We start from the raw sequence: 22,207 nt of genomic DNA on the forward strand, positions 1-22,207 counted from the left end.
GGTATCGGCGCATCATGCGCTGACCGGGCCGTGGGCGTGGCGAATCGCGGCTACAGTGCGGCGGTGGACACCGGATCGGTCAGCTCTTCGTTCGAACGTTTACTCGCACCGCAACCCGCGCCGCCGTGGTGGCTGGTGCTCGTCACCGCGGCGCTGGCGCTGATCCTGGTCGGGTATCGGCCGCTGTGGCGGATCACCCGGGCCGCCGTCACCGTGGCGCACGAGGGTGGGCACGCGCTGTTCGCGCTGCTCACCGGGCGCAGACTGCACGCCATCACGCTGCACACCGACACCTCGGGTCTCACGGTGTCCAGTGGCAAACCCACCGGCCCCGGCATGATCCTCACCGCGATGGCCGGCTATCCGGCGCCCGCGCTGCTCGGCGTGGGCTACGCGGCGCTGCTGGGTTCCGGCCGGGTGTCGGTGATGTTGTGGGCCACCCTGGCCATGCTGGTGGCGGTGCTGGTGAAGGTGCGCAATGTGTACGGTCTGCTGACCGTGCTCGTGCTCGGCGCGCTGGTGTTCGGGGTGTCCTGGTACGGCAGCGACCTGCTCCAGGCCGGGTTCGCGTATCTGGCCGCGTGGTTCCTGCTGGCCGCCGCTGTCCGTCCCGTGCTCGAGCTGCAGCGCGGCAGGCGCAGACAACCCGGACGCACCGACTCCGATGCCGATCAGCTGGCCCGTCTCACCCACCTGCCCGCGCTGCTGTGGGTGCTGTTCTTCGCGCTGGTCTGCCTGGCGGCGGCCGTGATCGGCGGATGGTTGATGCTCGCGCCCGTCGAGCAACTGCATCCGCTGTTTCAGCGGTGATCGGCTCTCCACTTCTCGACCGCCTCGGTGACGAGCACCCCTGGCGGCTGTAGCGCGTTGAGGGCGACACCGGCTTCGTCCTGCTCGAGTGGTTCGAGCGTGGCCAGTTGCGAGTCGAGCAGGATGGTCGGCATGAAATGGCCGAGGCGACCGGTCATCCGGCGCATCAGCTCCACCCGGGTGGCGGCCAGATGCACGAAGTAGGTGTCGGGCGCTTTGGCCCGCAGCCGGTCGCGGTACACCCGGCGCAGCGCCGAACAGCTGGCCACCCCGCCCGTCTCGCTGTGCTCGTGCAGCCAGGTGGCGACCGTGTCGAGCCACGGCCACCGGTCCTCGTCGGTGAGCGGGATCCCGGCCGCCATCTTCTCGATATTGGCCAGCGGGTGGAAGTCGTCGCCCTCGGCGTGGGGCACGTCCAGGCGGTCGGCGAGCAGGGCCCCGACGGTCGTCTTGCCGCACCCGGAGACGCCCATGACGACAATGACAGGTTCTCCCACCGCATCCTCCTCCGCCGAGCCGTTGCCCCCTACAGCCTCACACACCCGCGCGCGTCTCGGGCACGATGGTGATCATGGACCTCCGCATCTTCACCGAACCGCAGCAGGGCGCCGACTACGACACGCTGCTCGCCGTGGCGCGCGCCGCCGAGGATCTCGACTTCGACGCCTTCTTCCGCTCCGACCACTATCTGGCCATGGGCGATGCCGACGGCCTGCCCGGCCCCACCGACGCCTGGATCACCCTGGCGGGTCTGGCCCGCGACACCTCCCGCATCCGCCTGGGCACCCTGGTCACCGCCGCCACGTTCCGGCTGCCCGGGCCGCTGGCCATCCAGGTGGCCCAGGTCGACCAGATGTCGGGTGGCCGGGTGGAGCTCGGGCTCGGCAGCGGCTGGTTCGCCGCCGAGCACGCCGCCTACGGAATCCCATTCCCCGACAACAGGTTCGGCCTGCTCGAAGAACAGCTCGCGATCGTCACGGGCCTGTGGTCGACCAAGGTCGGCGATACTTTCTCCTTCGACGGCGAGCACTACCAGCTCACCGACTCCCCCGCCCTGCCGAAACCGGTGCAGGATCCGGTGCCGGTGGTGATCGGCGGCAACGGCAAGGTCCGCACCCCCCGCCTGGCCGCCCGCTACGCCACCGAATTCAATATGCCCTTCGCCTCGGTGGACGACAGCTCGGCACAGTTCGACCGGGTCCGCGACGCCGTGCGCGCGGCCGGTCGCACCGACGAACTGGTGTATTCCAACGCGCTCGTGGCCTGCGTCGGGCGCACCGACGCCGAGGTGGCGCGCCGGGCCGCGGCGATCGGACGTGAGGTCGACGAGCTGAAGACCAACGGGCTGGCCGGCTCGCCCGCCGAGGTGGTGGACAAGATCGCCCGCTACCGCGAGATCGGTGCGAGCCGGATCTACCTGCAGATCCTCGACCTGGCCGATCTCGACCACCTCGAACTCATTGCCGCCGAGGTGAAATCCCAGCTCTGAGCCGACTCACGGGATCGGCTTGTCGGTGGGCAGGTTGACGAAGCTCGGTGCCGCCGGGTCGAGGCGCACCTGCTGCGGTTCCAGCCCGGAGGCGTCGAGCATCGGGCGGAACGGCAGCGCCTTGGGCGCGTTGCCCGCGTACACGTCGATCCGCACGCGGTGCCCCGGTGCGAGCACGGCCTGGGTCGGGATGACAGCGATGTCGATCTCGGTCGGGGCACCGGGGACCACGGGCAGCAGCCGGTCGAGGGTGAGCGGGTTGAACGGTGCGGTGAGATCACCGTTCACCGACCGCGCGCTGCGCCGTTCGTCGATGGCCCGCATGGAGGAGGTGAGCTGACCGGTAGTGAGCACGGTAGAGGTGCCGTCGGGAGCGACATCGTTGACGGTGACGTTCCAGAATCCGTCGCTGCCGGTGTGCACCGTGTTGAGCCGCACATTGATCGGGCCCGAGATCACCGTCTCCTCGGCGACCGGTGCGCTGGTGAAGGTGAGCGCGTTGCGTTCGGCGATGCGCGAGTCCTTGGCGCACGCGTCGAGCGCGGCGGTCATCCCGGCCGAACCCTGCGCCGCGTCCCGCGAGCAGATGGTACTCAAACCCGGTGCCACCGTGAGGTTTTCGACCGCGCCCGGGCCCGTGGGACGCAGCGAACCGTCGTGCAGGCTGTCCTCGGTGGACCCGCTCGGATCGGCCGACAGATATACCCGCCGATGCGTGACACCCGGCTGCGGCCACTCGCGCAGCGTGACCCACCCGCCGCCCTGCTGTTTCACCGTCACCGGGCCGAACGCCTCGACACCGCTGTCGATGTCCTTGAGCCACTTGTCGAACCAGGCGCGCTGCAACACGTCCAGCCGCGGCGGCGCCCCCGGAACACCGGTTCCCGCACCGGGATTGGCGTGATAGGTGTCGCCGACTACCAGCTGCTTGCGGCCCGGGGGCAGCGGGAGCTGTTCGTAGAGTTTGGTCGCGCTGTTGGCGAAGATGTCGTGCCAGCCGCCGTAGACGAACGTCGGCACGTTCACCTTCTCCGGATGACCCATGATCGCCTCGCGAAACGCCGAGGTCTCGTCGAGCGCGCCGTCGAGGGCGGGCGGCATGTCCTCGAGCGACGGGGTGAGCAGGGCCTGGGCGAGCAGGTCGAAATTGGTCGTCGGGTCGGCGATGCGATCGTTGAACCAGGTCCAGTCGAAGGTGCCCTGGATCATCGACGCCACGTCGGGCACGAGTTTGAGCTGGTTGACCGAATTGAGCCACAGCGGAAGGAATGTCGTGCCGACGCCACCGCCGGGGGCGACCACGTCGCGCATCAGATCGCTGCCGGGTTCCACGGGGAAGATGGCCTGCAGCGCGGCGGGCGCGTCTTCGGCGGCCCGCAGCTGGTTGATGCCCGAGTACGAGCCGCCGCTCATGCCGATGCGGCCGTTGGACCACGGCTGGGCGGCCGCCCACTCGATCACCTCACGGGTGTCGAGCTGTTCGCGGGCTCCGAGGGTGTCCCATTTGCCCTGCGACTGACCGGTTCCGCGCACGTCGGCGACCACGACGGTGTAGCCGCTGCCGATGAGTTTGCGGTCGACGCCGAGCATGGTCTGGATCATGCCGCCGTCCAGTGCCTGCATCAGATCGCCGAAACCGCTGATGGGTGTGCTCGACAGATTCAGGCGGCGCACTATGTCGACCGCGGTCGACTGCAGGCCGGGAGTGGCGGCGGCCTGCTCGATCAGGCCGGTCATGAGTTTGGAGTAGGGCGTGAGGCTCACGATCGTGGGCAGCGGCTTCTGCTCGATCACCCCTGCCGCGTCGGCGGGGCGGTACACATCGGCCTTGAGGACCACCCCGTCGCTCATGGTGATGTGCACGCCGCGCTCCACGCGCACTTCCGGATAGGTGCCCGGCGCGTCGTGCTGGGCTGTCCAGCGCACGCCGGGCACATCGCCGCCCGGCCTGCCCGACACCTGGCCTGCCCCGCAGGCGAGCACCGCTGTGATCGCGAGAATCGCCGTCAGCACACGGACGAGCCCACGTTCGGAACCTCTCAACGTCATCGAGTCGCTCCCGACCGGTTCGTTCATCGTTGACCTAGCCACCGCAGATCGGCGCCGAAACTGTAACAGTGGTAACGACTCGCGGCGGGCAGCGCCGGACCGCTCGGAGGGTCGCAGTGAACACGTATCGTTCCAGTTCAGGGCGTTATCCTCGGCGACGGACGTGTCGGTGGGCAGTGGTTGACTTGGCGCGTGCCGACCGACCCGGCCGGTGTCATTCATCGACGAGGAGGACGTTCGACAATGCCGACACGTGACGAACCATGGCCCCAGGGCACGCCGTGCTGGGTCGACTGTCAGGTCGACGACCCCGCCGCCGCCCGCACGTTCTACAGCGCGCTCTTCGGTTGGGACATCCAGGACGCGGGCGCGGGTGGATATCTCATGGCGATGCTCGACGGTAGACCCGCGGCGGGCATCGGACCCAAACCCGACGACATGCGGCAGATGCCGTCGGTGTGGACCACCTATTTCGCGGCCGAACGAGCCGACGAGATCGCCGAGCGCGTCACGAAGGCCGGTGGTCAGGTGTTCATGCCGCCGTTCGACGTTCTCGACGTGGGGCGGATGTTCGTCGCCGCCGACCCGACCGGTGGCGCCTTCGGCGTCTGGGAAGCCAAGCGCCACATCGGTGCCGGGGTGTTCAACCAGCACGGCGCCTACTGCTGGAACGAGCTGCACACCCCCGGCTACGACCAGGCACACGAGTTCTACACCAGTGTGTTCGGCTGGAACTACACCGAGATCGGTGATGGGGTGAACTTCACCTACTCCACCTTCTCGCTGCCCGGTGACAAGCACGAGGTCGGCGGGATCATGGACGCCTCGTCGCTCGGCAATCCGCCGTACTGGCTCACCTGGATCCAGGTCGACGACGCCGACGGCACCCTGAACAAGGCGACCGAACTGGGCGCGAAGGTGATCATGGGACCCGACGACAGTCCGTTCGGGCGCATGGGAATCCTGCAGGCACCCCAGGGCGAGGTGCTCGGTGTGATCGACCCGGCCAAGGCCGTCGGGGAGGTTCCGACGGGAGCGTGACGACACGGCTCGGCGTGGCGCGGGGCGGTTCGTCGCGCCGAGCCGGCATTTCAGGAGTGGTCGCGCGGTGGGCGGGCGGCGAGCTGGATTTCCAGGAGCAGGCGGTCGTCGGGGTCGGTGAGGTCGATGCCGAGGATGGATTCCACGCGGCGCAGGCGGTAGCGCAAAGTGTTCGGGTGCACGCGCAGGGCGGCGGCCGCGGCGCTCACTTCGCCGTGGGCGCGCAGATAGGTGCGGATCGAGTCGCGCAGGTCGGCACCGTGGTCGCGGTCGTAGGTATCGAGGGCGGCCAGGCGCGGGTCGTGCAGGTGGGGGTGGTCGCGGATCAAGTCGATGATCTCGGTGAGCAGCACCGCCGTTCTCGCCTCGGCCAGGGTTGTCACGCGGTTGCCCTCGGCGGTGGCGGCGGGGCTGTCCAGCACGCGGTCGACCTCGGCGCGGGCTCCGGCGACGGCCGTCAGCCCGGCCACGGGCGCGGCCACTGCGGCGCGGACCACCAGCCCACGTGCCTGCTCGAGCTGCGCGACCAGCTCACGCACCCACGATCCGACACCGTGCTCGGAGTGATAGGAGGGCAGCAGCACATACACTCGCTCACCGATCGCCTCGGTAACCGAGTCGCCACGAAAAGCACTGGCGTGCAATCGGATCAGGCCGCTGGACGCGGCGAGTTCGGCGGCCGGACCGAGCGCGGCGAATCCGATCACCGCGGCGGGACCCGCTTCGGGCAGGCGCAGGGCGGCCGCGACCGACGGCACGTCGACTCCTTCGCCGTGCGCGCCGAACAGCCTGCGCACCAGCACGGCCTCGGTGGAGGGTGCGTCCAGTGCCCGCGCGATGATGCGCCCCGCAACCGCCGACGCACCGCTCAGCACCTGGGCGGCATCCGGGCGCAGCGGCCGGTCGCCCTGCTGCAACCAGATCGTGCCGAGCATCCGCTCCTCGGCGCCGACGGTGGGCCGCCGGATACCGACCACCAGCCGGCGGCGGATCCCGAGTTCAGGGTGGTCGGGGACGTCGACCACCTCGCCGGTGCGGCGCACCCGGTCGAACACGCCCCACTCGCGCAGGATCCGCAGGTAGTCGGCCGGGCCCTCGCGGCCGAGGATCGAGCGGATGCGCAACTGGTCGGCGGCGGCGTCGGAGGCCGAATAGGCGAGCACGTGGGAGTGCGGGTCCTCGATGCTCACCATGCCGCCCGTCTCGGCCGCCACCACCTGGGCCAGTCCGAACAGGTCCGTATCAGGGGCGAGCAGGTCGGGTTCACCGGCCTCGGTCCGGCCGCCGGGTGTGCGGGTGAGCATGCGGCGGACGAGGCCGAACACCTGGTCCCAGCGGGCATGCCGGTGCACCTGCACGAGCGCGATCCCGGCCGCATGGGCGGCCGCACGCACGGCGGGTGAGTCGTCGGCGCGCTTGGTCATCAGCAGTCGCGGCCGCTGCGCGAGCGGGTGGGCACCGACACCGCGCAGCCACCGTACGGTCTGTTCGGGATCGACGCCGACCAGCAGATACACCTGTGCCAACACACCGTCGGCCTCGAGGTGTTCGGCCAGGTCGGCGGGCTCGGCGAGGGCGACGGTGCGCACCACTACCTGATCCCCCGCCGGTGCGTCGACCAGCGTGGCCACGGTGTGGTCGAGCGCGCCGAGCAGCTCGGCCAGTGTCGTCTCCATACGCGCGCTCCCTTGTCCGATCGGACCAAAGGCTGGGCAGAACTTCGTCCGATCAGCCGATTATGACCGATGCCGATGGGTGTTGACTACGTCACATCCCGCTACCGCCATACGACGCAGGAGAGGCACTCATGGACGCCATCGCGACCACCCCGCCGCCGGTGAACGAGCCCGTCGGCACCTTCGCGCCGGGCACACCCGAACGCACCCGGCTGCAGACCGCACTCACCGAACTGGCCGCCGCCCCGACCGAGATCTGCCACGTGATCGGCGGTCGGCACCTACCCGGCGACGGACCGGTGTTCGAAGTCGTCCAACCGCACCGCCACAGCGCCGTCCTCGGCACCCTGCACGACGCGACCGCCGGCGAGGCCGCCGCTGCCGTCGAAGCCGCCGGCGAGGCCGCACCCGCCTGGCGGGCGATGTCGTTCGACGACCGCGCCTCGGTGTTCCTGCGCGCGGCCGATCTGCTCGCCGGTCCGTGGCGCGAAAAGATCTGTGCGGCAACGATGCTCGGTCAGTCCAAGTCGCCGTATCAGGCCGAGATCGACGCACCGTGCGAACTGGTCGACTTCTGGCGGTTCAATGTGTCGTTCGCGCGCAAGATCATCGCCGAACAGCCGCTGTCCTCGCGCGGGGTGTGGAACCGCATGCAGTACCGCTCGCTGGAGGGCTTCGTCTACGCGGTGACCCCGTTCAACTTCACCGCCATCGCGGGCAATCTGCCGACCGCGCCCGCACTGATGGGCAACACCGTGGTGTGGAAGCCTGCGCGTTCGCAGGCGGTGGCCGCGTATCTGACGATGTGTCTGCTCGAGGAGGCGGGTCTGCCGCCCGGTGTCATCAATCTCGTGCACGGCGCCGGACCCGAGGTCTCGGAGGTGGTGCTGCCGGATCGGCGCCTGGCCGGTGTGCATTTCACCGGGTCGACCGCCACCTTCCAGCATCTGTGGCGGGAAGTGGCGACGAACCTGGACCGATATCGCACCTATCCCCGGCTGGTCGGCGAGACCGGCGGCAAGGATTTCGTGCTCGCCCATCCTTCGGCGGATCCGGCGGTGCTCACCACCGCGCTGCTGCGTGGCGCCTTCGACTACCAGGGCCAGAAGTGTTCGGCCGCCTCACGGGCGTATGTGCCGCGTTCAGTGTGGTCGGCGATGTCGGAGGACTTGATCGAGAAGACGGCGTCGCTGCGCTACGGCGATGTCACCGATTTCACGAATTTCGGTGGGGCACTGATCGATCGGCGTGCCTTCGACCGCAACACCGCCGCGCTCGAGCGGGCCAAGGCCACCCAGGGGATCACCGTGGTCGCGGGCGGGCACAGCGACGACAGCGTCGGCTGGTTCGTGGAACCGACGGTGGTGGTCGGTGACGACCCGGGCGACGAGATCTTCCACACCGAGTACTTCGGTCCGATCCTGGCGGTGCACGTCTACGACGACTCGACACCCTCGGGTTTCGAGGAGGCCATGAATCTGGTCGACGCGGGCGCCTACGGTCTCACCGGCTCGATCATCGCCCAGGACCGCGCCGCCATCGCCGCCGCCACCGAGCGGCTCACCTTCTCGGCGGGCAACTTCTACATCAACGACAAGCCCTCGGGCGCGGTCGTCGGCCAGCAGCCCTTCGGCGGCGGGCGGGCCTCGGGCACCAACGACAAGGCGGGCTCGGCCCAGAACCTGCTGCGCTGGACCTCCGCGCGCACCATCAAGGAGACCTTCACCCCACCCACCGAGCACGGCTATCCCCATCAGGAATCGGAGGCCAACTGATGTCGGCACTTCTGCGCTCGGCACTGCTCGCGGCGGCGCGCTCGGCACAACTGGAACGCGCGGTCACCCGGCTGCCGGTGAGCCGCGATGTGGTGTCACGGTTCGTCGCGGGAACCAGCACCGACCAGGTGGTGTCCACCGCCGAAACCTTGCTCCGCTCAGGGCGTTTCATCAGCATCGACTACCTCGGTGAGGACACCACCGACCTGACGCAGGCGCAGGCGACGGTCGAGCAGTACCGCGTTCTCATCGCCGCGCTGGGACGCCTGCCCCAGGCCGAGACCACGTCGGGAGCCGTTCGGCCGCTGGAGGTCTCGGTCAAATTGTCGGCGCTCGGACAGGCCCTGCCGCGCGACGGGCACGCGATCGCCCGCGAACACGCCCATCAGATCTGCACCGCCGCCGAGGCGGCCGGACTGTGGGTGACCGTCGATGCCGAAGACCACACGACCACCGATTCGACCCTCGCGATCGTCCGCGAGCTGCGCGAGGACTTCCCGTGGCTCGGCACCGTTCTGCAGGCCTACCTGCGCCGCACCGAGGAGGACTGCCGCGCTCTTGCGGGCCCGCAGTCGCGGATCCGGCTGTGCAAGGGCGCCTATGACGAACCGGAATCGGTGGCCTTCCGTGACCGCGCCGAGGTCGATGCCTCCTATCTGCGCTGCCTCGGTGTGCTCGCCGCCGGGCAGGGTTATCCGATGATCGCCTCCCACGACCCCGCGATCATCGCCGCCGCCGGTGCGGCCGTCGCGGCGGCACGGCGCAAGTGCGAGGAGTACGAGTACCAGATGCTGTACGGCATCCGCGACGACGAACAGCAGCGACTCACCGCCGAGGGCAACCACGTTCGCGTGTACATCCCCTACGGCGACCAGTGGTACGGCTACTTCATGCGCAGGCTGGCCGAACGACCGGCGAATCTCGCCTTCTTCCTGCGTGCGTTGGCAGGCGGACGCGGGTAACGAGCCGCTCTCCATTCGGGCACTACCACTGAACAATATTCATTCTCGGGGTCGGGAACGGCGATGCGGCGGTGTACTGATCACGCGGCCAGGCCGCCGACGGAAGGAACAGCGATGTCTTTCGCAGAGTTGCGCGCCCAGATGCTGCGCCGTAAACCACTCGTCGAAGTCGAAGACGAGATTCCCGGCGACGAACGCCTCGCCAAATCACTCGGCCTGTGGCAGCTCACCGCCATCGGTGTCGGCGGCATCATCGGCGCGGGCATCTTCACCCTCGCCGGATCGGTCGCCCACTCGGTGACCGGGCCCGCGGTACTGATCTCGTTCCTGATCGCCGGCGTCGCCAGCGCGGCCGCCGCGCTGTGCTACGCCGAATTCGCGGGCATGGTGCCGAAGGCGGGCTCGGCCTACACCTACGGGTACGTCTCGCTCGGTGAGCTGGCCGGCTGGTTCATCGGCTGGGACCTGCTGCTCGAGTACATCGCGGTCGCCGCCGTCGTCGCCATCGGGGTGTCGGGGTACTTCGGGTTCCTGCTCGATCAGGTCGGCCTGACGCTGCCCGAGTGGATGCTGGGCGCACCCGATACCGGTGACGGCCGGGTGATCGACCTGTTCGCGGTGCTGTTCTGCCTCGGCACCGCCTGGGTGCTCTCGCGCGGGATCGGCAGCGTCGGCCGGTTCGAGACCGTCGCGGTCGGCATCAAGGTCGCGCTGGTCGTGCTCATCGTGGTGCTCGGTGTGTTCCACATCGACAGCGCCAACTACGACCCGTACTTCCCCTACGGCGCGGGCGCGGTGTGGACGGGCGCGGCGACGGTGTTCTTCGCGGTGTTCGGTTACGACGCCATGAGCACCGCCGCCGAGGAATCCATCGACGGGCGCAAACACCTGCCCAAGGCGATCATCTACTCCCTCGCCATCGCGATGGTGCTCTACGTGCTGTGCACCCTGGTGCTCACCGGCATGCAGAAATACACCGAGATCAGCCCGACCAGCGGGTTCTCCACCGCCTTCGAATCGGTCGGGATGCCGGGCGTCGCCAATATCATCGCCGTCGGCGCGATCGTCGGCATCATCACCGTCGTGCTCACCTTCATGCTCGGTGTCACCCGCGTGTGGTTCGCGATGAGCCGAGACGGGCTGCTGCCCATCTGGTTCGCCAAGACCCACCCCACCCGCAAGGTGCCGACCAGGGTCACCTGGATCGTCGGCATCGGCGCGGCGATCCTGGCCGGTGTGCTGCCGATCAACACCGTCGCCGAGCTCACCAATATCGGCATCCTGATGGCGTTCATCGTGGTCTGTGTGGCCGTGATCGTGTTGCGGCGCACCAGGCCCGACGCGCCGCGCTCGTTCCGGCTGCCGTTGATGCCGGTTATCCCGCTGATCGGGATCGGCTTCTCGGCGTACCTGATCTGGTCGCTGCCGTGGGAGACCTGGGTGCGTTTCGCGGGCTGGTTGCTCGTCGGGCTCGTGGTGTATTTCGCCTACTCGCGCAAACATTCGCTGCTGAACCGGCCCGCACCGGAGAAGATCACCTAGCCGCACCGGGGCAGGCGCCGTGCGATCACTCGCTCAGCACCTGCTCCGGCCGGACGAGCATCCACTTGAGGATCTTGCCGGTCTCCCCGCGCGGCAGCGCGTTGATGAAGGTGACATCGCGCGGCACCGAGAACCGGCTCAGGCGGTGACGGATATAGGTGCGGATCATGTCCGGATCCAGGCCCGCCCCTTCCCGTTTCACCACGAACGCGGCCAGGCGCTGCCCGAACTCGCGATCGGGGACACCGACCACGGCCACCTCGGTGATCTGCGGCAGGTGGGCCAGCGCCTCCTCGACCGGTCTCGGGAAGACGTTCTCGCCGCCGGAGATGATCATCTCGTCGTCGCGGCCCGCCACGAACAGCCTGCCCGAGGCGTCGAGATAGCCCAGGTCGCCGGTGTCGAGCATGCCGTCGGCTTCCTCCGGCGGTGCGGCGTTGACGTACCCGTCGAAGAGCATGTGGTTGGCGACGAAGATGTGCCCGACCGCGCCGACCGGCACCGGGCGCAGATCGGGGCCGAGCACCCCCACGCGGGTACCCAGCGGCGGGCGGCCCGCCGTGGTCGGCGAGACCCGCAGGTCGGCTGGCGTGGCCACGCTTGCCCAGGACACCTCGGTGGAGCCGTACACGTTGTAGAGCACGTCACCGTAGGTGTCGAGGAACCGCAGCACGGTGGCACCGGCCAGCGGCGCACCACAGCTGACCACGTGCCGCAGACTCGACAGGTCGAAACTCGCGCGGACGTCGTCGGGGACGTCGAGGAGGCGTTCGACCATGGTCGGCACCACGATCAGGGTGGTGATGCGGTGTTCGCCGATCGAGCGAAGGCACTCGACCGCGTCGAAGCCGTCACTGAGCACGACGGTCGCGCGCAGTGCCGTGCTGAGCTGCAGCCCGGCCAACCCCCAGGTGTGGAACAACGGCGCGGGCACCAGCACCACTTCCTCCACGCGCAGCGGAATCCGCGACAGCAGGGCGGCGATGGTGCCGAAACCCTTGGCGTGCGGGCGGCGGGCGCCCTTGGGCGAGCCGCTGGTTCCCGAGGTGAGCACGATCAGCCTGCCGGGATGGGCGGGCACGGGAAAGTCCTCGACCCCCGCGGCGATCAGGCCGTCGATGGTCGCGCGTTGCGGATCGGGCGGGTTGGCGTCGGTGGTGAAACGCGGGATCTCGCTGTGCAGGTAGCGGATCAGCGTTTCGAGTTCCCCGTCGACGAACACCGCGCTGAGGCGATGACGCTGCACGATCTCCTCGATGCGCCGCCCGGAAAGCCCCGCGTTGAGCAGCGCGACGTCGACGCCGAGTTTGCCCGCGGCGACCATGGTCTCGACCATGCCCGCGTGATTGCGGGCCAGCAACCCGATCGCGTCACCGGCGCGCATGCCGAGTTCGTACATGGCACCGGCCAGGGCGTCGGATCGCGTGTCGATCTCGCGGTAGGTCCGGGTGCCGAACCGATCGAGCACCGCGACCCGGTCCGGGGAGTGCGCGGCACCGGCGGCGTAACCGCCCGCCAGGTTGAAGCCCCACTTCGACAGGGAGCGAAGCTGTTTGAGGATCGATACCGGTTCCGGACGCATCAGGCCGGTGGCCGCGATGGACCGCGCCACCCCGGCGTTGCGGCGCAACGGGGAGCGTTCGGCGTTGACGACCACCGACGACCTGGTCCCCGCGATCACGTCGGCGGTGCGGCGCAGACCCGCCTTCACCCAGTCGGTGACCACCGAGTTGCTGCGCTGCTCGAGCATCGGATGTACGCGGGCGGCGGCGAACAGCGTGATATCGAGCCGGGTGCGCTGCTGGTCGCCACGCAGCCGCACCGAGGCGAAGCTGCCGAGCGCGGGGCTGCGCAGTTCGAAGCTCTCGTACCAGCGGCCGATGCCGAGGACGAACTCATGGGTGTGGATGCCCGTGTCCACCGAGCCGACCCGGACCTGCCACACCACCGCTCCGTCGGGGTGATCGATCCGCTCGCAGGCGCCGATGCCGGTGAACATGCGGGGATAACTCTGCGGATCGAGCAGGACATCCCAGAGGGCTTGCCTGGCGATGGTGAAATCCGCGCTGACATCGATGACGTCGGTGACCAAACTCCGTGCTCTTCCCAACAACCGGGCACGACGGTCGATCCCGCCGTGCGGGTCGTCACGCTACCGTCGAGCGCCGTCCCAGAACCAAGAATCAGACGAATCCGGTGGTATCGGGCGGTTTCCACCGGATTTTGGTCGGTCCGCCATCGGCTCGACGACGCGGATGTGAAACTGCCCAATGGCTTGCACAGCACCGGAGGATGCCGAAGTATTGCTGGAAGCACGGTCCCGATCTACAGGAGTCGCCGCTGGCTGCGGCACGACGAGCGAAGAGGTGCGGACATGACAGCGAGCTGGCCCGGTTCGAGCGATCCCTTCGACGACATCTTCCAGCGCTTTTTCGGTTCCGGGATGTCGGCGAAACCGCCAGTGCAACGCATCGACCTGAGCCGTCTGATGACCGACGACGCGAAGTTGCTGGTCGGTGCGGCGCGGCAGGCTGCCCAGCAATGGGGCAACCCGGAGATCACGCCCGAGCACCTGCTCTACGCCGCCGCCGAGACCGAACCCGCGCGCGACATGATCGATGAACTGAGCCTCGATGCCGACCAGGTCGCCGAGCAGATGCAGGACTACCTCGACACCGGTGCGGCCGGCGGGTACGACCTGGCCGACATCACCCTCAGCCCGGCGACCAAGCTGGCCATGCGTGCCGCCCAGCGTCAGGCCGCGCAGTCCGGCAGCACCTACATCGGGCCCGAACACATCCTGCTCGGCATCGCCTCGCTGCCCGACAGCATCGCGGCCCAGACGCTGGTCGCGGGTCTGGCGGCCAGCCAGAGCGGTGGCGGCCCGACACCGGGCACGGCAGCCGCGCAGGCCAAACGCCAGCAGCAGAAGACCGATACCCCGACGCTGGACGAATACGGTCGCGATCTCACCGCCGAAGCCCGTGAGGGCCTGATCGACCCGGTGGTCGGGCGGGCGGAGGAGATCGAGGAATCCATCGAGATCCTGTCCCGGCGACGCAAGAACAACCCGGTCCTGATCGGTGATCCCGGTGTCGGCAAGACCGCGATCGTGGAGGGTCTGGCTCAGCGCATCGTCAACGGCGACGTGCCGACCTCGCTCGCCGACCGCCGGGTGATCGCCCTGGACGTCGGCTCCCTGGTGGCGGGCAGCAAGTATCGCGGTGAGTTCGAGGAACGGCTCACCAAGATCCTCGACGAGGTCCGCGCCCACAAGGACGAACTCGTGGTGTTCATCGACGAGCTGCACACCATCGTCGGCGCCGGTGGTGGCGGCGAGGGTTCGATGGACGCGGGCAACCTGCTCAAGCCCGCTCTCGCGCGCGGTGACCTACACGTCGTCGGTGCGACGACGATCGACGAATACCGCAAGTACATCGAGAAGGACGCCGCGCTCGAGCGCCGGTTCCAGCCGGTGATGGTCGCCGAGCCCTCGGTGGCCGACACGATCGAGATCCTGCGCGGGCTGGCCGACGTGTACGAGGAACACCACCAGGTGCGCTACTCCGACGAGTCGCTGGTCGCGGCGGCGCAACTGTCGGATCGCTACATCACCGACCGGTTCATGCCCGACAAGGCGATCGACCTGGTCGACCAGGCCGGCGCGCGGGTGCGGTTGCGTTCGGGCACCGCCGACCCGGAGGTCAAGGCCAAGGAAGACGAGATCGCGCGGCTGTACCGGGAGAAGGACGCGGCGGTCGACAACGAGGATTACGAGAAGGCCAAGGCACTCAAGGCCGAGATCGCCGCCGCCGAGGAGGAACTGGAGGAATCCGGTGCCACCTCCGCGGAACCGGAGGTGCAGGTGGTCGACATCGCCGAGGTCATCTCGCGGCGCACCGGCATTCCGGTGGCCGACCTGACCGCCGAGGAGAAGCAGCGCCTGCTCGAGCTGGAGAACGTGCTGCACAAGCGGGTGATCGGGCAGAACGAGGCGATCGTCGCGGTCGCCGAGGCGGTGCGCCGGGCGCGTGCCGGGCTCAAGGACCCGAACCGGCCCATCGGGTCCTTCCTGTTCCTCGGCCCGACCGGTGTCGGCAAGACCGAGCTGGCCAAGGCGCTGGCCGAGGCGGTGTTCGGCGACGAGGACCGGCTGATCCGCTTCGACATGAGCGAGTTCCAGGAGAAGCACACGGTCTCGCGGCTCGTCGGCGCCCCGCCCGGATATGTCGGGTACGACGATGCCGCCCAGCTCACCGACAAGGTGCGCCGTCAGCCGTACTCGGTGATCCTGTTCGACGAGGTCGAGAAGGCGCACCCCGACGTGTTCAACGTGCTGCTGCAGTTGCTCGACGACGGGCACGTCACCGATTCCAAGGGCCGCACCGTGGATTTCAAGAACACCATCGTCATCATGACCTCCAACATCGGCTCGCAGCTGATTCTCGACGCGCCCGCCGGTGATCTGGATTCGATCGTCCCCCAGCTCGAGGAGAAGTTGCGGTCGCACTTCCGGCCGGAGTTCCTCAACCGGATCGACGAGCAGATCGTGTTCCACCGGCTCGACAAGTCGCAGCTCGAGGAGATCGTCGGGCTCATCCTCGACCGCACACGGCGCATGCTCGCGGCCCAGGACGTCGAACTCGACATCAGTCAGCCGGCGGTGGACTGGTTGGGCGAGAAGGGTTTCCAGCCCGAGTTCGGTGCCCGGCCGTTGCGTCGTACGGTGCAGCGCGAACTCGACAACCGAGTGTCGCGGCTGCTGCTCGACGGCGGGCTGGAGCCCGGCGGCACGGTGCACGTCGACACCTCGGGCGACGATCTGGTGGTCACCGCGACCATGCCCGACAACCCGTCCGCGGGCAACGGTGCGGCACCGAAGAAGAGCTCCAAGAAGAAGGGCTCCGACAAGAAGCTGGTCGACTCGAAGTGAGTCGAACGACGGTGGCCCGGTCCGCGGAAGGACCGGGCCACCGTCGTCTCAGCGAGTCAGCCGCCGGTGACCACGCAGGACTCGCCGAAGCGGTACCCACGGCCGACGCTCACGTCGACGGCGCGACCGACACCGTCCTGGACGGCGGCCAGGGTATGAGCCCCCGTACTCGACGGCACCCACGGCATGGTGGCGATGCCGTCGGTGGGGTTCACGACCGCGAGCAGCGTGCCGTTGTCGTAGAACGCGACAGGAACGATGCCGACACTGAGCCGAGCCTCGAGGTAATGGGTGCACCCGGTGCCGTAGTTCGTCGAACTTCCCACGCTCAGGCTGGGGTTCACCGTCAGTTGTGACACCCCGGCCGAAGCCGTCGGCGCACCGAACATCACTGCCGCGACGGCCGTTCCGACGGCCGCGACGGCCACACCGCAAGTCCTGTCACTCATATCTCACGTCCTTGTGCTGCGAGGCCGGCCGAACGCGAGGCCGGCGAGGTTTTCCCAATCCTGGCCCCATCCGCACACCGATGGTGGGAGAAACACCCGAATCGCTCGCATTCGTCCAGCTACCCCTGCGACCAGAGGGCCGGGGTGTTCGGCGGGGTCCAGTTGGGGTCGTGGACGGTGTGGGCCTGGCGGCAGGTGTAAGTGACGCCCTGGTAGGTGACCCTGTCGCCGATGGCGTAGGTGGCGCCCTGACGCCACGTCGATGCCGCCGGTGCTGTCGTCGTGGGGTGTTCGTGTCCCCCACCCGGCTGCGAGGTCGTCGGCGGCGCGGTGCTGGTGGCCGGTGGATTCGTGGTGGTCACCGGCGGTTTGGTGGTGGTCGGCGGCGCGGGTGGGGTGGTGGTCGGCGCCGGCGGCTTCGTGGTCGTTGCCTACGGGGTGCCGTCGCCGATCTCGAGGTCGACACAGCTGTAGAAGGCGGCCGCGGTGTCTCCGATGTTCCAGACCGCGCGCAATTTCTGCCGACCGGTGTACTGCGACAGGTCGATGGTGTGGGTTACCTCCATCGGGGGCTGCTCGTTCCGCCCGTCGATCACGGCGACCCGGGTATTCCCGATAAAGTACTCCCAGTCGGCGGTGCGATGATTGGCGGTGTTCTTCCAGGTGAATGTGACGCTGCCGGAAACTCGCTGTGGAACCCAGCCGAGGCTGTCGTCGTCGAGTTCCGGGTATTTGTTCGCGCTGCAATTGGTGAGCCCTTTCGGCCCCTCGACACTCTGCGGCTCGTATTTCACCGCACCGCAGGAGACGAGCCCGCGCGCACATTGTTCCTGCCTGCTGGCCGGGCCGGTGACCCAGCCGTGCGCATTCGCGACCGAGGGCGGGGCGAGCAGAGCAGCGACGGGCGCCAAGGCAAGCGCGCCGGCGACCACGACAATTCGACTTCTCACTATCAATACTCCCTTGAAACACACACGGAAATGGACGGCAGAGGCCGGCGTGCCATCCGTGGACCATTTCGAGCGACGATAAAGAACAGTTCGATTCGAACTGACTGGGACAGTAGGGGCAAGAAGATCACGGGTCAACAGTCGTGGCGGCGAAGAATTCGCTTACCCGCCGGTATTTCCACACAATGGACGATTCTGCGAATTCAGCGAATTCCGTCAGCAGAACCAACCGGTACGAACCCGTGGCAATATCTCGGCTAATTGCACAGTTGAGAGAACTGACGCTGTTTGCCGGACATTGTCGACAGTTTGCTCGGGAGCAGACGACAACCGCCCACCACCGAGTAGTTCCGGTGGTGGGCGGTATGAGCGAATCTCGAGCGACTCCCCGAAATTCCGGGGACAACCCGATCAGGGCATCGGCAGGGGCGGTGTATTCGGGAAGACGACCGGCAGCGCGGCCAGGGACCGATGGAACGGGCCGGGGCGCCAGACCAGCTCTTCGGGGGGTACGGCGAGCCGGATCTCCGGCAGGGCGTCGAGCAGCTGATCGATGGCGTCTTGCACGATCAGGTACGCGACCGATTTCGCGGGGCAACCGTGCGGGCCGGTGCTCCATGACAGGTGGGCGCGATTGTGGATCACGTCCAGGCCCGCGATCGCCGGGTCGTTGTTGCAGGCCGCCATGCTGATGACGACCGGTTCGTGCGCGGGCAGCCAGGTGTCCTCGATGAGGGTCGGCTGCCGGGGGTAGGTCATGCAGAAGTTGGCCAGCGGCGGGTCGGTGAACAACACCTCGTCGAGGGCGTCGCGGGTCGACATACTGCCGCCGAGCACATCGCCGGCGAAGCGGTCGTCGGTGAGCATCAGGCGCAGCGTGTTGACCACCAGATTGAGCATGGGCTCGATGCCCGCGCCGTAGAGCACCAGCAGCTGGTGCACCAGTTCCTCGTCGGTGAGCGCCGCCGGGTGCTGCAGCAGCCGGGTCGCCACGTCGTCGCCCGGCTCGCGTTTGCGCAGCCCGACCAGGTCGGCCAGGGCGTTGGCCACCAGGTTGTTGCCCGCCTCGGCGTCGGTGCCGCCCTCGAAGATCTGCGACATCCCGGTGGCCACCTGCTGACCGATCTCGGGCGTGCAGCCGAGCATCGAGTTCAGCGCCTGGAACACCAGGGGAAACGCGTACTGGCTCAACAGGTCCGCCGAGCCGCTGGCACAGAAGTTGTTGATGAGCGGGATGGCGAACTGCTCGACCGTGCTGTGCATCGCGTACAGGTCGACCCCGGCCAGACCGGCCACATTGGCCTGCCGGTAGCGGGCGTGCTCGGCACCGGTGGTGCGCAGGGCCGCGGGACGGAACTGCAGCATCGGCAGCACCGGGCAGTCCTTGGGAATGTTGCGTTCCCACATGCGCGGGTCGGCCGGGAAGTGGTCGGGATCGTTGAGGATCCGTACCGCGGTGTGATAGCCGATCACCAGGGTGGCCCGGATTCCCGGTGAGAGTTCAACGGGGACAAGGGATCCGAACCGTTCCCGCATCTGCCGGTAGGCAGCTTGCGGGTCGGCCGCGAATTCGGGCGAATACATCGGCACCCGGATATCGGCCGCGAGGTCTTGCAAGGTCACCGAACTGCCGCTTCCTGCCTCTGAAATAGGTACTCGGCCAACGTGATCAGCGCACGCAGACCGTGATCGCGGCGTCGCGCGTCGACCGCGATCACCGGGGTGTCGGGGGTGAGGTCGAGCGCCTCACGCACCTCGTCGAGGGGGTAGCGGCGGAAACCCTCGAACTCGTTGACCGCCACCGCGTAGGGGACGCCGCGTTGTTCGAGGGCCGAGAGCACGTCGTCGGCCTTCTCGATGCGCCGGGTGTCGACCAGGACGAGGGCGCCGAGCGCACCGCGAGCCAGCTCCTCCCACAGCGGCGCGAACCGCTCCTGACCCGGCGTACCGAAGAGGTAGAGCGCCAGTTGCGGATTGAGGGTGAGCCTGCCGAAGTCGAGGGCGACGGTGGTCTGCACCTTGCTGCCGAGCCCGGCCAGATCGTCGACACCGATACTCGCCTCGGTGATCGTCTCCTCGGTGCGCAGCGGCCGGATCTCGGACACGCCGCACACGAACGTCGTCTTGCCGACGCCGAAATTGCCGGCGACCAGGATCTTCACCGATCTGGTCACCGTTTCGGCGACGTAGTCGACCTCAGCCTGCGAGGACACGGAGACCATGGAGCACCTCCTTGATCAACGCCAGCTCCGGCTTCACCTCGGCCGGGGTGGGGCAGTGTAGGTGTCCGCTGTCGAGCAGGTCGGACACGATGATCTTCACCACCGAGGCGGGCAGGTCGAGATACGCCGAGAGTTCGGCGATCGACAGCGCGCCACGGCGGCTGGTGAGCGCGAGTACCCGGCGCTCGTCGGGTCGGTGATCGGCGCGCGGGTCGGCGACGGCGCGGACGAGGGTCACCAGATCGAGTTCGTGCGCGGCCCTTGTCCGGCCGCCGGTGCGCACATAGGACCTGACCAGGTCGGGGTCACGCCTGCCTCGGCTCATTACCTGACACCGTGCCGTGGCGCCGCACCGATCTCGTGGCCGACCCGCGCGGCCAGTTCGTTCATCCGGTGCGCCACCAGCGCCACGTCGACATCGGCGGTGGTCGCGACACCGAGCAGCGCGCCGACACCGGCGGCGGTGATCATGATCATGCCCTCGTCGTATTCGGTCATGTTCTGGCGCACCGTGTTCGCCGGTGACCCGCAGAACTCGCCTAGGGCCTTGCCGAGCGAACGTAGACCGGATGCGGCCGCCGCGAACCGTTCGGCGTCGTCCTTGGCGACGCCGTGGGAGTGCGCGATGCGAAGGCCGTCGTCGGATAGCAGCACGGCGAATCGGACGCCGGGGATCTCGAGATCCTCGAGCAGCCATGCCAAACGGTTGGTGCTATCGGCTACCGGTGTGCTCATCGGCTGTTCCTTCCGTGGATCGCTCGGCCGCAGCGGCACGACCGCTGCGGGAACCGCTGTGCCAGGCAGCGGCGAGGTCGGGGCGAGCCTGCCCCACTTCCGTGGTCACCCCCGCCGAATCCGGGGCGACCGGGCGGCGGCGCCGTTTGGGCAGCCCACCGCTGGTGATTTCGTGCACGGCCGCGCGTGGGCCGTCGGTCTCGACAGGGTCGGGCACGGGCACCGGGATGTGCGCGGGCGCGGCCAGTTCGGGTTCGGGGATTCTCGGCGCCTCTCCGCTCACCAGCAGCGCCGACGGCACATAGACCATCGCGCGCATGCCACCGTAGATATTGGGACCGTCGACATGCACGGAGAAGCCGTAGCGGCGTGCGAGTGCGGCGATACCGGGGAAACCGACCTTGGGCGCGGGCCCGAGGTCGTGGATGTCGACCGAGCGCTCACCGCTGAGCACCAGACGCGCGTCCTCGAGCTGCTCGGGGCTCATCCGCATGCCCGCGTCGTCGACGATGATCGTGACGCCGTGATGGCCTTCCTGGAACCCGACCTCGACGAACGAGGACGGCGGCGAGTACCGCAGCGCGTTGTCGAGCAGGGTGGCCAGGGTGTGCACGAGCGGCTCGACGGCGCGGCTGATGACGATGCGTTCCGATTGGGCCGAATGGACCCGGAGGAACTCACGCACGCGTCCGGTTGCGCCGCCCGCGACGTCGGTGAGCGACTGCTGCGGCCAGCGCCTGCCGGGCAGGCCACCGGAGACGATCACGTAGGACTGTGCCTGCCGGATCATCTGCTGCACGGTGTGGTCGATGCGGGTGAGCGTCTCGTAGACGGCATCGTCGCGGTGCTCGCGCAGCGCGGTACTCACCACCTGGCCGAGGTCGGTGCCGAGGCTCACCACCGAGGTGCCGAACGAGCGCACCGCCGCACTGGTCGCCGCGCGGGACGACGCCTGCAGTTCGGCGCGGGTCTCCTCGCGGGCGGCCTGGATCTCGGCGACGCGGCGTTGCTCGCCGTAGCGCTCGACCATCGCCCGTGTCTCCTCGGCGACGACGCGCAGGTCGTCGGCGTGGCCGGTCGCGATCGCCTGCAGCGACTCGCCGAGGGGCGCGTCACGTAATTCGGCGGGCAATTCCACCGCGACCGAGGGAATGTCGTGTCGCCGTACGGCGTCGGTGATGGCGGGCAGGGTGATCTGGGCGAGGTGATGTACCGCCGCCTCACACAGTTCACGCTCCCGCTTGGCGGTGTCGGCGCGCGCGCGTTGTTTGCGCTCGTTGTGCATGGCGAGCACAGCCACAGCGATGGCCGCGAGGACCACCAGGGCTCCGATGATGAGCGACAGCACCGCGATTCCGGAGTTCATCTGATCTTTCGTCGTCGTTCCACCCGGGCAGCCGCCCTCGAGGGAACCATCCCGGATACCCGAAAGACAGTCCCCGCTTCCAGCGACCCGCACACAGTAGCAGCACTGTGACCGATTCGAGATGGAACCTGCTGTCAGGCATGGGAATTGCCGCTGATATTACCCAATATCCGCAGGCACGGGGTTGTCGAAACACACGATGGTCCAG

General features: G+C 68.3%; 19 protein-coding genes. 7 read left to right on the top strand and 12 right to left on the bottom strand.

Features of this window, described 5'->3' with window-relative positions:
* Window positions 1-63 precede the first annotated feature (63 nt).
* Window positions 64-810: a M50 family metallopeptidase gene (locus NCO8_RS12445; protein ID WP_067640075.1), complete on the top strand. Its 747-nt coding sequence runs from the start codon at window positions 64-66 to the stop codon at window positions 808-810.
* Here the strand turns inward: NCO8_RS12445 and NCO8_RS12450 are convergent.
* On the bottom strand, window positions 801-1,283 hold the full coding sequence (locus NCO8_RS12450) for a gluconokinase (RefSeq protein WP_067639104.1): 483 nt from the start codon (window positions 1,281-1,283) through the stop codon (window positions 801-803). The two genes, NCO8_RS12445 and NCO8_RS12450, sit on opposite strands and share 10 nt — an antisense overlap.
* A gap of 98 nt (window positions 1,284-1,381) precedes the next feature.
* Here NCO8_RS12450 and NCO8_RS12455 point away from each other — a divergent pair, with 98 nt between their 5' ends.
* A complete protein-coding gene (locus tag NCO8_RS12455; protein WP_067640077.1) occupies window positions 1,382-2,299 on the top strand; it encodes an LLM class F420-dependent oxidoreductase in 918 nt (305 codons plus the stop codon).
* Window positions 2,300-2,305: 6 nt separating this feature from the next.
* On the opposite strand, the gene NCO8_RS12460 is transcribed toward NCO8_RS12455, so the two are convergent.
* Complete coding sequence (locus tag NCO8_RS12460; protein WP_067640079.1) at window positions 2,306-4,348, bottom strand: CocE/NonD family hydrolase; 2,043 nt, start codon at window positions 4,346-4,348, stop codon at window positions 2,306-2,308.
* A 243-nt stretch (window positions 4,349-4,591) separates the two neighbouring features.
* Here NCO8_RS12460 and NCO8_RS12465 point away from each other — a divergent pair, with 243 nt between their 5' ends.
* Window positions 4,592-5,389, top strand: a complete 798-nt coding sequence (locus NCO8_RS12465) for a VOC family protein (protein ID WP_067639106.1) — start codon at window positions 4,592-4,594, stop codon at window positions 5,387-5,389.
* A gap of 50 nt (window positions 5,390-5,439) precedes the next feature.
* On the opposite strand, the gene NCO8_RS12470 is transcribed toward NCO8_RS12465, so the two are convergent.
* Complete coding sequence (locus NCO8_RS12470; protein ID WP_067639108.1) at window positions 5,440-7,065, bottom strand: PucR family transcriptional regulator; 1,626 nt, start codon at window positions 7,063-7,065, stop codon at window positions 5,440-5,442.
* 131 nt (window positions 7,066-7,196) lie between these two features.
* Between NCO8_RS12470 and pruA the strand changes: the two genes are divergently transcribed.
* The 3 genes from pruA to NCO8_RS12485 all read left to right on the top strand — a co-directional run bounded on the left by pruA (window position 7,197) and on the right by NCO8_RS12485 (window position 11,344).
* On the top strand, window positions 7,197-8,840 hold the full coding sequence (gene pruA / locus NCO8_RS12475; RefSeq protein ID WP_067639110.1) for an L-glutamate gamma-semialdehyde dehydrogenase: 1,644 nt from the start codon (window positions 7,197-7,199) through the stop codon (window positions 8,838-8,840).
* The gene (locus NCO8_RS12480) at window positions 8,840-9,802 is read left to right on the top strand and encodes a proline dehydrogenase family protein (RefSeq protein WP_067639112.1); all 963 of its coding nucleotides are present in this window, start codon (window positions 8,840-8,842) and stop codon (window positions 9,800-9,802) included. Before pruA ends, NCO8_RS12480 begins: the two co-directional genes overlap by 1 nt.
* Before the next feature lie 114 nt (window positions 9,803-9,916).
* Window positions 9,917-11,344, top strand: a complete 1,428-nt coding sequence (locus NCO8_RS12485) for an amino acid permease (protein ID WP_067488801.1) — start codon at window positions 9,917-9,919, stop codon at window positions 11,342-11,344.
* Between the two features lie 25 nt (window positions 11,345-11,369).
* On the opposite strand, the gene NCO8_RS12490 is transcribed toward NCO8_RS12485, so the two are convergent.
* Window positions 11,370-13,436, bottom strand: coding sequence for an AMP-binding protein (locus tag NCO8_RS12490; protein WP_067639114.1), 2,067 nt, complete (start codon window positions 13,434-13,436; stop codon window positions 11,370-11,372).
* Window positions 13,437-13,718: 282 nt separating this feature from the next.
* Between NCO8_RS12490 and NCO8_RS12495 the strand changes: the two genes are divergently transcribed.
* The gene (locus NCO8_RS12495) at window positions 13,719-16,277 is read left to right on the top strand and encodes an ATP-dependent Clp protease ATP-binding subunit (RefSeq protein ID WP_084456981.1); all 2,559 of its coding nucleotides are present in this window, start codon (window positions 13,719-13,721) and stop codon (window positions 16,275-16,277) included.
* A 56-nt stretch (window positions 16,278-16,333) separates the two neighbouring features.
* Here the strand turns inward: NCO8_RS12495 and NCO8_RS12500 are convergent, their stop codons facing one another.
* The 8 genes from NCO8_RS12500 to NCO8_RS12535 all read right to left on the bottom strand — a co-directional run bounded on the left by NCO8_RS12500 (window position 16,334) and on the right by NCO8_RS12535 (window position 21,999).
* Entirely contained in the window at window positions 16,334-16,726 is a 393-nt protein-coding gene (locus NCO8_RS12500) for a hypothetical protein (RefSeq protein ID WP_157104891.1), read from the bottom strand.
* A gap of 119 nt (window positions 16,727-16,845) precedes the next feature.
* Window positions 16,846-17,088 carry a carbohydrate-binding protein gene (locus NCO8_RS30590; protein ID WP_084456984.1) on the bottom strand — a complete coding sequence of 81 codons (243 nt, stop codon included), beginning with the start codon at window positions 17,086-17,088 and terminating at the stop codon, window positions 16,846-16,848.
* Between the two features lie 69 nt (window positions 17,089-17,157).
* On the bottom strand, window positions 17,158-17,676 hold the full coding sequence (locus NCO8_RS12510; RefSeq protein ID WP_218022663.1) for a lytic polysaccharide monooxygenase auxiliary activity family 9 protein: 519 nt from the start codon (window positions 17,674-17,676) through the stop codon (window positions 17,158-17,160).
* Window positions 17,677-18,087: 411 nt separating this feature from the next.
* Complete coding sequence (locus tag NCO8_RS12515; RefSeq protein WP_084457145.1) at window positions 18,088-19,260, bottom strand: cytochrome P450; 1,173 nt, start codon at window positions 19,258-19,260, stop codon at window positions 18,088-18,090.
* Window positions 19,261-19,295: 35 nt separating this feature from the next.
* Window positions 19,296-19,898, bottom strand: coding sequence for a GTP-binding protein (locus NCO8_RS12520; protein ID WP_174550318.1), 603 nt, complete (start codon window positions 19,896-19,898; stop codon window positions 19,296-19,298).
* Window positions 19,873-20,223, bottom strand: coding sequence for a DUF742 domain-containing protein (locus tag NCO8_RS12525; protein WP_067488806.1), 351 nt, complete (start codon window positions 20,221-20,223; stop codon window positions 19,873-19,875). Before NCO8_RS12525 ends, NCO8_RS12520 begins: the two co-directional genes overlap by 26 nt.
* Window positions 20,223-20,633, bottom strand: a complete 411-nt coding sequence (locus NCO8_RS12530) for a roadblock/LC7 domain-containing protein (protein ID WP_067488807.1) — start codon at window positions 20,631-20,633, stop codon at window positions 20,223-20,225. Before NCO8_RS12530 ends, NCO8_RS12525 begins: the two co-directional genes overlap by 1 nt.
* On the bottom strand, window positions 20,611-21,999 hold the full coding sequence (locus tag NCO8_RS12535; RefSeq protein WP_067488808.1) for an ATP-binding protein: 1,389 nt from the start codon (window positions 21,997-21,999) through the stop codon (window positions 20,611-20,613). Before NCO8_RS12535 ends, NCO8_RS12530 begins: the two co-directional genes overlap by 23 nt.
* Window positions 22,000-22,207: the final 208 nt, after the last annotated feature.

The organism is Nocardia coubleae NBRC 108252 (assembly GCF_001612805.1).
Lineage (GTDB): Bacteria > Actinomycetota > Actinomycetes > Mycobacteriales > Mycobacteriaceae > Nocardia > Nocardia coubleae.

Bases quoted from the DNA above. Each gene is read 5' to 3' on its own strand.
- NCO8_RS12525 (WP_067488806.1), bottom strand. From the start codon at position 20,223: ATGAGCCGAGGCAGGCGTGACCCCGACCTGGTCAGGTCCTATGTGCGC.
- pruA (WP_067639110.1), top strand. From the start codon at position 7,197: ATGGACGCCATCGCGACCACCCCGCCGCCGGTGAACGAGCCCGTCGGC.
- NCO8_RS12470 (WP_067639108.1), bottom strand. From the start codon at position 7,065: ATGGAGACGACACTGGCCGAGCTGCTCGGCGCGCTCGACCACACCGTG.
- NCO8_RS12450 (WP_067639104.1), bottom strand. From the start codon at position 1,283: ATGGGCGTCTCCGGGTGCGGCAAGACGACCGTCGGGGCCCTGCTCGCC.
- NCO8_RS12515 (WP_084457145.1), bottom strand. From the start codon at position 19,260: ATGTATTCGCCCGAATTCGCGGCCGACCCGCAAGCTGCCTACCGGCAG.
- NCO8_RS12465 (WP_067639106.1), top strand. From the start codon at position 4,592: ATGCCGACACGTGACGAACCATGGCCCCAGGGCACGCCGTGCTGGGTC.
- NCO8_RS12500 (WP_157104891.1), bottom strand. From the start codon at position 16,726: ATGAGTGACAGGACTTGCGGTGTGGCCGTCGCGGCCGTCGGAACGGCC.
- NCO8_RS12530 (WP_067488807.1), bottom strand. From the start codon at position 20,633: ATGAGCACACCGGTAGCCGATAGCACCAACCGTTTGGCATGGCTGCTC.
- NCO8_RS12520 (WP_174550318.1), bottom strand. From the start codon at position 19,898: ATGGTCTCCGTGTCCTCGCAGGCTGAGGTCGACTACGTCGCCGAAACG.
- NCO8_RS12480 (WP_067639112.1), top strand. From the start codon at position 8,840: ATGTCGGCACTTCTGCGCTCGGCACTGCTCGCGGCGGCGCGCTCGGCA.
- NCO8_RS12535 (WP_067488808.1), bottom strand. From the start codon at position 21,999: ATGAACTCCGGAATCGCGGTGCTGTCGCTCATCATCGGAGCCCTGGTG.
- NCO8_RS12460 (WP_067640079.1), bottom strand. From the start codon at position 4,348: ATGACGTTGAGAGGTTCCGAACGTGGGCTCGTCCGTGTGCTGACGGCG.
- NCO8_RS12455 (WP_067640077.1), top strand. From the start codon at position 1,382: ATGGACCTCCGCATCTTCACCGAACCGCAGCAGGGCGCCGACTACGAC.
- NCO8_RS12485 (WP_067488801.1), top strand. From the start codon at position 9,917: ATGTCTTTCGCAGAGTTGCGCGCCCAGATGCTGCGCCGTAAACCACTC.
- NCO8_RS12495 (WP_084456981.1), top strand. From the start codon at position 13,719: ATGACAGCGAGCTGGCCCGGTTCGAGCGATCCCTTCGACGACATCTTC.